Genomic DNA, 8,065 nt, shown 5'->3' with positions numbered 1-8,065 from the left:
GATCGACCGCAATTGCCACAAGTCGCACCACTACGGTCTGGTGCTGGCCGGGGCGTATCCGCTCTACCTCGACGCCTACGAGCTTCAGCCGTTCGCCATCTATGGCGCCGTGTCGCTGCAGACCATCAAGAAGGCTCTGCTCGATCTGGAGGCTGCCGGGCAGCTGAGCAAGGTGCGGATGTTGCTGCTCACCAACTGCACGTTCGATGGCGTCGTCTACAACCCGCGGCGGGTGATGGAGGAGGTGCTGGCGATCAAGCCAGACATCTGCTTCCTGTGGGTCGAGGCGTGGTACGCGTTCGCCACCGCCGTGCCGTGGGCGCGGCAACGCACCGCGATGATCGCTGCCGAGCAACTCGAATCAATGCTCTCGTCACCGGCTTACGCCCAGGAGTATCTGCAGTGGAAAGAGTCGATGCAGGGCATCGACCGCCGTCAATGGGATGAGCACCGGCTGCTTCCCGATCCAAGTCGGGCCCGGGTCCGGGTCTACGCCACGCACTCGACCCACAAGTCGCTGTCGGCGTTGCGGCAGGCGTCGATGATCCATATCCGCGACCAGGACTTCAACTCGCAGTCCCGCGACGCGTTCGGCGAGGCGTTCCTGACCCACACCTCGACGTCGCCCAACCAGCAACTGCTCGCATCGCTGGACCTGGCCCGTCGGCAGGTCGACATCGAAGGTTTCGATATGGTGCGCTATGTCTACGACATGGCGCTGGTCTTCCGTCACCGCGTCCGCAAAGACCGGCTGATCAGTAAGTGGTTCCGCATACTCGACGAATCCGATTTGGTGCCAGACGAATTCCGGCTTTCCGCGGTCAGCTCCTACCGCCAGGTGCGCCAAGGCGCGCTGCAGGAGTGGAACGAGGCGTGGCGGTCCGACCAATTCGTGCTCGACCCGACGCGGGTCACGTTGTACCTGGGGCAGACGGGCATGAACGGATACGACTTCCGCGAGAAAATCCTGATGGACCGATTCGGCATCCAGATCAACAAGACGTCGATCAACAGCGTGCTGTTGATCTTCACGATCGGGGTGACCTGGTCGAGTGTGCACTATCTGCTCGACGTATTGCGCAGGGTGGCCACCGATTTCGACCGAATCCAGAACGCGGCCAGCAGAGATGACCGCGCCCTGCACCAGCGCCGAGTGGAGGAGATCACCGAGGACCTGCCGCCGCTGCCGGACTTCAGTGAGTTCGACAGCGCCTTCCGGCCCGACGACGCCAGCGCGTTCGGCGACATGCGTTCGGCGTTCTACGCGGGCTATGAGGACGCCGATCGCGAGCACGTGATGATCGGGGAGGCGGGTCGTCGACTTGCCGATGGGAAATCCTTGGTGTCAACCGGATTCGTGGTGCCCTATCCGCCGGGCTTTCCGGTGCTTGTGCCCGGTCAGATGGTCTCCAAGCAGATCCTGTACTTCCTGGCGCAACTCGACGTCAAAGAAATTCACGGCTACAACCCCGACCTGGGGTTGTCGGTGTTCACCGAGGACGCGCTCAAACGCATCAACGCCGCCCGCTGCTCCGACACCGTGATCGGCGACGGGCGCAACGCCAATCGCTAGGCTTACCGGCCATGGCGTCTTCGGTTAGTGCGACCAATACCCGGCTATCCGTGGACGACTGGGTCCAAGAGGGTTTTCGGGTGCTGGCCCGAGACGGCGTCAAAGCCCTGACCCTCGGTCAACTGTGCACGCGTCTGGGCGTCACAAAGGGCAGCTTTTACTGGCATTTCAGCGACATGACGGCTTACCGGAACGCGCTGATCCACACCTGGGCCGCGGTCCGCGACGAGGACCGGTCCTTCGATGCCCTTGATGCTCAGCCGCCCCGGGAACGGCTGTCGCGGATGATGACGGCGCTGGTGGGCCCGCGGCACTGGATGCTGGAGCGCGCCATGCGGGAGTGGGCACGATCGGAGCCCGCGGTGGCCGCCGCGGTTCGGGCCTCCGATCAGAAGGTTGTCGCCGCGGTTCGGCAGGCCTTTCTCGATGCCGGCTTCGACCATGAGCAGGCCGAGATGCGCGCTACCGCGACATTCGCCGCGGGCATCGGCTTCCTGCACCTGTCGGGTTCGAGGCCCAGCCCATTGGCCGCGGGGCGACGCGAGGATTTTCTGGAAGTCATGCTGCGACAGTGACTTCCGGCGCCCCATACCATACCAAAAGGTATGGTATGGTCCCGAGGATGACGGCACCGCGGACGTCGCACCCAGAGGTCAGCGCCGATTTTGTTGCGCGCCTGGCCGATCGCGCGGGGGAGGCCGAGAAGCAACGCCGGCTGCCGACGGCCACCATCGCCGACTATCGGGACTCCGGTCTGGCCCGGTTGCTGATGCCGAAGCGGTATGGCGGCTGTCAGGCTGAGTTTCCCGAGATTCTCGAGGTTGTGCGGCTGATGGCGCATGGCTGCACGTCGAGTGCGTGGACGCTGGGCTTCTACACCCTGCACAACTGGATGCTGGCGCTGTTCGGTGAGCGGGCCCAGGACGAGGTGTTCGTCGACGGCCCGGTGCTATGCCCTGCTCCGCTGGCACCGACCGGCCGCGCCATCCCGGCGGACGGCGGCGTCCGGCTCACCGGGCGATGGTCGTGGGCAACCGGGATCATGGACGCCGGCTGGGTGATGGTCGGCGCCATTTGCGGGCCGGACGAGGGGCCGTATCCGGCCCTGGTCTTGCTGCCGGCGAGCGACGTTCGCGTCGAAGACGTCTGGTACACCGCCGGCATGTGCGCCACCGGATCCAACGACGTCGTCATCGACGACGTATGGGTGCCCGAACACCGACTGGTCGCGGTGACCGATATCTACGGCGGCACCACACCGGGCGCGGCGCTGCACGATGCCGCGGTGTACCGGTGGCCGATGGTTCCGGCGCTGGCGCTGACCGCCGCGATGCCCGCGCTGGGTTCCGCCGAACTGGTCGCGGATCTCTTCGCCCGGCGGCTCAGTGAGCGGGTGCTCGCGTATTCCGGTGCGGCGCAGAAGGATCAGCCCGCAGCCCAACTGCGCCTCGGCGATGCACGGGTGCGACTGCGGGCCATGCGCAGCGTGGCCGAGGCGGCCGCTCAGGATATTCAGGCCCGGGTTGCCAGCGGGGAGCGCATCGGCCGCAAAGTGCGATCCGGTGTGCGCGCCGCCGCGGCACACGTGGTGCATGAATCCCGCGCGGTGATCGCCGATCTGCTCGAGTCGTCGGGTGCCAGCGCGCAATTTCTGGACCACCCGCTGCAGCGGGCCAAGCGGGATGTCGACGTGATCTCCGGGCACGTCGTCTTCGATTACGACGGCAGCCGCGAACTCGCGGGCGCGTTGGAGATCGGTGCGAAGGTGTCGCCGTTCGCGATGGTCTAGCGCAAGGCCTTGGCAAACAGCAGACTGTCGCGTGGTTCGGGCCCCAGATTGGGGTAGACCGCGTGACGAGCCAGTCGGCCCTCCAGCAGGAACCCGGCTCGTTCCAGCAGCCGGGTTGACCGCTCGTTGTCGACATTGCAGGTGGCCCAGACGCGGTAGACGTCGGGATCGGCCTCGAGTGCGGCCAACACCATGTCAAGCGCTTCGGACATCAAACCCTTGCCCCACCAACGTCGCCCGATGCAGTAGCCGATTTCGGCGGAGTGCCGGACCGGACGCCAGCAACTGATCATCCCGATCAGCTCCTCGCTGTGCTGCAGCACGATGGCCCAGGTTCGGTCGTGCTCGCGAACGTTGATTCTCTCGGCGATCACCCGTCGGGTTGCCGCGACGTCGGGATGCGGCGTCCAGAGCAGGTATTTGGTGACATGAGGGTCGCGGGCGACCCGCTGGAACAGGGTGCCTGCGTCGTCGAGTACCGGTAAACGCAGCAGAAGCCGCGGTCCGGCGATGCGTTCAGGCGTGTAATCGGCCATCTAGAGACCGAGCGCGCGATAGGTGCGGTGGACGAATTTGGGTTGCACCGCTTGGAGTTTCGCCCGCGAGGTGTTGCCCGCGACCGCGGCGGCGGCATCGGCTGACAAGGCGGGCATGTTCTGGATCAGGTAGAGCAGGATCAGGTCGGCTGCCGGATCGGCCTGCCACCAGGTCCCGTACGCGCCCGGCCAGCTGAATGTCCCGAGACCACCCGGCCCGAACAACGGGGCCGATTTCGCCGGATCGGTGACCACCGACAGGTTGAGCCCGAAACCGCGCCCGATCCAGAACGGCGATCCGAGGAAGTTGTGCCGCTTCTGCTCGTCGGTGAGCCGATCCGTCCGCATCAGCCGTACCGATTCCGCTGACAGCACCCGGACACCGTCCACTGTGCCGTCGCTCAACAGCATTTCGATGAACCGCAGATAGTCGTCGGCGGTTGACCACAACCCGCCCCCGGCATTGCTGAACGCCGGCGGCGCGATGTGCGGCTGGCCCATCACGTCGTGCTGGAGTGTGTCGTTGCCGTCGAGCCGGTACATCGTCGCGGCGCGACGACGACCCTCCAGTGTCACGTAGAAGCCGGTGTCAATCATGCCCAGCGGCTGCAGGATTCGTTCGTCGAGCACTTGATCGAACGGCTTACCTTCGATGCGCGACGCCAGCACGCCGACCACGTCGGTGGAGTGACCGTAGGTCAGTCGCTCACCCGGTTGATGCACCAGCGGTAGCTCGCCGAGCGCGGCCAGCCATGCGTCGGGACCCTGCCCGAACGGCAGCCGAATGTAGGCCCGGGAGATCGGTCCGCCCACCGAGAATCCGTAGCCCAGCCCACTGGTGTGGGTGAGCAGGTCTTCGACCAGAATCGCCCGTTGAACCGGACGGGTCCGATCCAACGGACCGCTCGGATCGTCCAGCACCCGCAGGTCGGCGAATTCCGGCAGCCAGCGCACGACCGGGTCGCGCAGCGCCACCTTGCCCTCGTCGACCAGGCTCATCAGGGCCGCGACGGTGACCGGCTTGGTCATCGACGCGATGCGAAACAGCGTGTCTCGCTGCATCGGTAACTGGGCATCGACGTCCCGGTAGCCGATTTCGTTGATCTGCAACGTTTTTCCGTGCTGCCACACCATGGTTACGGCGCCGGCGAGCAGACCGGCGTCGCAGGCGTCACGAATGGAGGCCTGGTTGCCGTCGAGATTCATCCGAGTCACGTTAGCCAGTGGCGTCGCGCTGGCACGGACCAGGTCCGGCGCCGGCAGCCCTAAGGCTGGTTTTGATCTTGTGGCCGAGAAAACGGACGAAGATGGCGGCGAGTCCGGTGATCTTGCGGCCCCACCTCGCCGTCGGCGTGGTGGCCTCGCGCGTAGTCGCCTTCCCACGGAACGCGCTCTCCCGCGGTGGTGTCCGTCGCTGCCTGGGCTTGTCCCATCTCGTGACGTGAGCGAAGGAAGAACTCGTGCTTGCGGCGCAGATCTTCGTCGGACTCGATGGGCCTGAGTTCGGGTGCGAATTCGTCCAACTCACCTCGGCGCTGCGGCACGATCATGCAGATCGGCTCGTCGATCTCGAACCGCACCGGCATCAGCTGGCGGGTGAATTTCCAGTTCATGCTGAAACTCGAGCTGGCCCAGTCTGTTTCGACGACGCCCTCGAGCGCGGAAACGGCATCTTTCGGATGGTTCGCCGGCCCGCGGACCAACAGATCGTAGCCGGGCGGAGTGCGAAACAGGATCGGCAGATGCCAGGTCAGAATGCCGTAGCCGAAATTGCTCGCCGGCAGTAACTGACCGGCCGCGCGGGTGTCCGGCACGATCATCAGATCCGCGGGGGTGTTCCCACCCATCCAGGTAGCGGTGAACGCACTCGGATTGCGCAACTCCCAACCACCCTGATTGGCGATGAGCAGCGGCAAACACCGATTCGCCCAACCTCGGCGCGTCTCTGACATCCACGTCCGGTTGATCGGCGCCGGGCTGATCGGCGGCGCGTGAACGCCGGTGGTGAATCCGATCAGTGGCCGGACCGGCACGTTTGACTCGTCGCTCATCGGATCCCGGAGTCCCTTTCCCAGAAACATGTCTCACGTCATGCTGCGGCGGCTGGCGGCCCGTTGGAACTTAGATGAGGTTACTAACCGCTCCTGGGTAAGTGCTGTGGCGGGTGACGGCGTCTAAGGGATCACAGATGTATAACGCAGCAGTCTCAGTCGCATAACGCAGGCCGGGTTTTCCTTAACAAATCCTGAGATGAGCCTGAAAATTTACTTTGTCCGCGTTCATACCGACTGGTCCCGGCAGCGGCTTGGTTAATGGAGCCCGCAGTGAACTACGACCACAGCACCTACCGGCGCCGACTGGTGCGTATCGCCATCGGCGTGGTCGCTGCCGTAGGCGGAGTGCTTCTCATCGCGATCGGCCAGCTGGCTCTGACACCCATCGCTCGCGCCGACGATTTCACCGGCATCATCGTTGCCGGCACCGAATGCCCCGACTTTCTGATCTCGCCGGGGAACTCGGCCCGATCGCCACGGCACGCGGCTTGAATTGTCGTCGCGGCGGCGCGGAATGTTACGCTGCCCGGCAGTCGACATCCTTTAACGATCCGTCCAGAGAGGCGGAGAAGGAGGTCAAGATCTCGCATGAGTGCCGCGGGTGACGCCGCCACCGGCCGCGAACTGATGTCGGCGGCCGACGTGGGTCGCACCATTTCCCGTATTGCGCATCAGATCATCGAAAAGACCGCTCTGGATGGTGCCGACGCACCTCGAGTCGTGTTGTTGGGAATCCCCACCCGTGGTGTGACACTGGCCGACCGGCTCGCGGTCAACATCGCCGAATTCTCCGGCGCCGAGGTCGCGCACGGCGCCCTGGACATCACCCTGTACCGCGACGATTTGATGACCAAGCCACCACGCCCGCTGGAGAACACGTCGATACCCGTCGGCGGCATCGACGACGCCTTGGTGATCCTGGTCGACGACGTGTTGTTCTCCGGACGGTCGGTGCGCTCCGCACTGGATGCCTTGCGCGACGTCGGCCGACCGCGGGTGGTGCAGTTGGCGGTCCTGGTCGATCGCGGCCACCGCGAGCTGCCGCTGCGCGCCGACTACGTCGGCAAGAACGTGCCGACGTCGCGCACCGAAAGCGTGCACGTGCTGCTGGCCGAGCAGGACGGTCGCGATGGCGTGGTCATCGCTCGCGAGGACGACTCATGAGCAGGCATCTGCTGGCCGCCGGCGACCTGTCCCGCGACCAGGCCATCGCGATCCTCGACGACGCCGACCGCTTCGCGCAGGCCCTGGTCGGTCGCGAAGTCCGCAAGCTGCCGACGCTGCGCGGCCGCACCGTCATCACGATGTTCTACGAGAACTCCACCCGCACCCGGGTGTCCTTCGAGGTCGCCGGCAAGTGGATGAGCGCCGACGTGATCAACGTCAGCGCTGCGGGATCGTCTGTGGGCAAAGGTGAATCGCTGCGCGACACGGCGCTGACCCTGCGCGCCGCCGGCGCCGATGCGCTGATCATCCGCCACCCGGCATCCGGTGCCGCGCATCGGCTCGCCCACTGGACGTCTACCGCGGACGGTGGACCGTCGGTGATCAACGCCGGCGACGGCACTCACGAGCACCCGACGCAGGCGTTGCTGGATGCGCTGACCCTGCGGCAGCGGCTCGGCGACATCGAGGGACGCCGTGTGGTCATCGTCGGCGACATCCTGCACAGCCGGGTCGCCCGGTCCAACGTCATGTTGCTGTCCACCCTCGGTGCCGAGGTGGTGCTGGTCGCGCCGCCTACGCTGCTGCCGGTCGGGGTCGCCGACTGGCCGGTGACGGTCTCCTACGACCTGGACGCCGAGCTGCCGGCCGCCGACGCGGTGCTGATGCTGCGCGTGCAGGCCGAGCGGATGAATGGTGGATTCTTCCCTTCGGCGCGTGAGTATTCCGTGCGCTACGGGTTGTCCGACCGACGCCAGGCGATGCTTCCCGGCCACGCGGTCGTGCTGCATCCCGGACCGATGCTGCGCGGCATGGAGATCGCCGCATCGGTCGCGGACTCGCCGAAAGCCGCTGTGCTGCAACAGGTCAACAACGGCGTACACATGCGCATGGCGGTGCTGTTCCGCCTGCTGATCGGAACCGGGGAGGCGGTGGCGTGAGCGGGTCA

Annotated in this window: 8 protein-coding genes and 1 pseudogene; 6 read left to right on the top strand and 3 right to left on the bottom strand. The window is 65.6% G+C overall.

Features of this window, described 5'->3' with window-relative positions:
* The 3 genes and pseudogenes from VN856_RS03930 to VN856_RS03920 form a co-directional block, all read left to right on the top strand.
* Positions 1-1,573, top strand: a pseudogene (locus VN856_RS03930) (aminotransferase class I/II-fold pyridoxal phosphate-dependent enzyme); the annotation flags it as partial.
* 11 nt (positions 1,574-1,584) lie between these two features.
* Positions 1,585-2,148, top strand: a complete 564-nt coding sequence (locus VN856_RS03925; protein WP_325686343.1) for a TetR/AcrR family transcriptional regulator — start codon at positions 1,585-1,587, stop codon at positions 2,146-2,148.
* A gap of 47 nt (positions 2,149-2,195) precedes the next feature.
* Complete coding sequence (locus VN856_RS03920) at positions 2,196-3,362, top strand: acyl-CoA dehydrogenase family protein (RefSeq protein WP_325686341.1); 1,167 nt, start codon at positions 2,196-2,198, stop codon at positions 3,360-3,362.
* Here the strand turns inward: VN856_RS03920 and VN856_RS03915 are convergent.
* The 3 genes from VN856_RS03915 to VN856_RS03905 are packed head-to-tail and all read right to left on the bottom strand — an operon-like array spanning position 3,359 to position 5,949.
* A complete protein-coding gene (locus VN856_RS03915) occupies positions 3,359-3,898 on the bottom strand; it encodes a GNAT family N-acetyltransferase (protein ID WP_325686339.1) in 540 nt (179 codons plus the stop codon). The genes VN856_RS03920 and VN856_RS03915 overlap by 4 nt on opposite strands.
* Complete coding sequence (locus VN856_RS03910; RefSeq protein WP_325686337.1) at positions 3,899-5,104, bottom strand: serine hydrolase domain-containing protein; 1,206 nt, start codon at positions 5,102-5,104, stop codon at positions 3,899-3,901.
* A 59-nt stretch (positions 5,105-5,163) separates the two neighbouring features.
* Positions 5,164-5,949, bottom strand: coding sequence for a DUF6065 family protein (locus VN856_RS03905; RefSeq protein ID WP_325686335.1), 786 nt, complete (start codon positions 5,947-5,949; stop codon positions 5,164-5,166).
* A 273-nt stretch (positions 5,950-6,222) separates the two neighbouring features.
* On the opposite strand from VN856_RS03905, the gene VN856_RS03900 reads away from it, so the two are divergent.
* The 3 genes from VN856_RS03900 to VN856_RS03890 all read left to right on the top strand — a co-directional run bounded on the left by VN856_RS03900 (position 6,223) and on the right by VN856_RS03890 (position 8,057).
* Positions 6,223-6,444 (top strand): hypothetical protein, encoded by a 222-nt coding sequence (locus VN856_RS03900; protein ID WP_325686333.1) that lies wholly within the window; start codon positions 6,223-6,225, stop codon positions 6,442-6,444.
* Positions 6,445-6,540: 96 nt separating this feature from the next.
* On the top strand, positions 6,541-7,116 hold the full coding sequence (pyrR, locus tag VN856_RS03895) for a bifunctional pyr operon transcriptional regulator/uracil phosphoribosyltransferase PyrR (RefSeq protein WP_325686331.1): 576 nt from the start codon (positions 6,541-6,543) through the stop codon (positions 7,114-7,116).
* Positions 7,113-8,057: an aspartate carbamoyltransferase catalytic subunit gene (locus VN856_RS03890; RefSeq protein WP_325686329.1), complete on the top strand. Its 945-nt coding sequence runs from the start codon at positions 7,113-7,115 to the stop codon at positions 8,055-8,057. Before pyrR ends, VN856_RS03890 begins: the two co-directional genes overlap by 4 nt.
* Positions 8,058-8,065 lie beyond the last annotated feature (8 nt).

It is taken from the genome of Mycobacterium sp., from assembly GCF_035603715.1.
GTDB lineage: Bacteria > Actinomycetota > Actinomycetes > Mycobacteriales > Mycobacteriaceae > Mycobacterium.
The sequence above is the reverse complement of the archived record's forward strand: the minus strand, read 5'-3'. Positions and strand labels throughout refer to the sequence as shown.

What these genes read in the sequence shown, in the direction of transcription:
- VN856_RS03890 (WP_325686329.1), top strand. Translation starts at nt 7,113, where the DNA reads ATGAGCAGGCATCTGCTGGCCGCCGGCGACCTGTCCCGCGACCAGGCC.
- VN856_RS03910 (WP_325686337.1), bottom strand. Translation starts at nt 5,104, where the DNA reads ATGAATCTCGACGGCAACCAGGCCTCCATTCGTGACGCCTGCGACGCC.
- VN856_RS03925 (WP_325686343.1), top strand. Translation starts at nt 1,585, where the DNA reads ATGGCGTCTTCGGTTAGTGCGACCAATACCCGGCTATCCGTGGACGAC.
- VN856_RS03905 (WP_325686335.1), bottom strand. Translation starts at nt 5,949, where the DNA reads ATGAGCGACGAGTCAAACGTGCCGGTCCGGCCACTGATCGGATTCACC.
- VN856_RS03920 (WP_325686341.1), top strand. Translation starts at nt 2,196, where the DNA reads ATGACGGCACCGCGGACGTCGCACCCAGAGGTCAGCGCCGATTTTGTT.
- pyrR (WP_325686331.1), top strand. Translation starts at nt 6,541, where the DNA reads ATGAGTGCCGCGGGTGACGCCGCCACCGGCCGCGAACTGATGTCGGCG.
- VN856_RS03915 (WP_325686339.1), bottom strand. Translation starts at nt 3,898, where the DNA reads ATGGCCGATTACACGCCTGAACGCATCGCCGGACCGCGGCTTCTGCTG.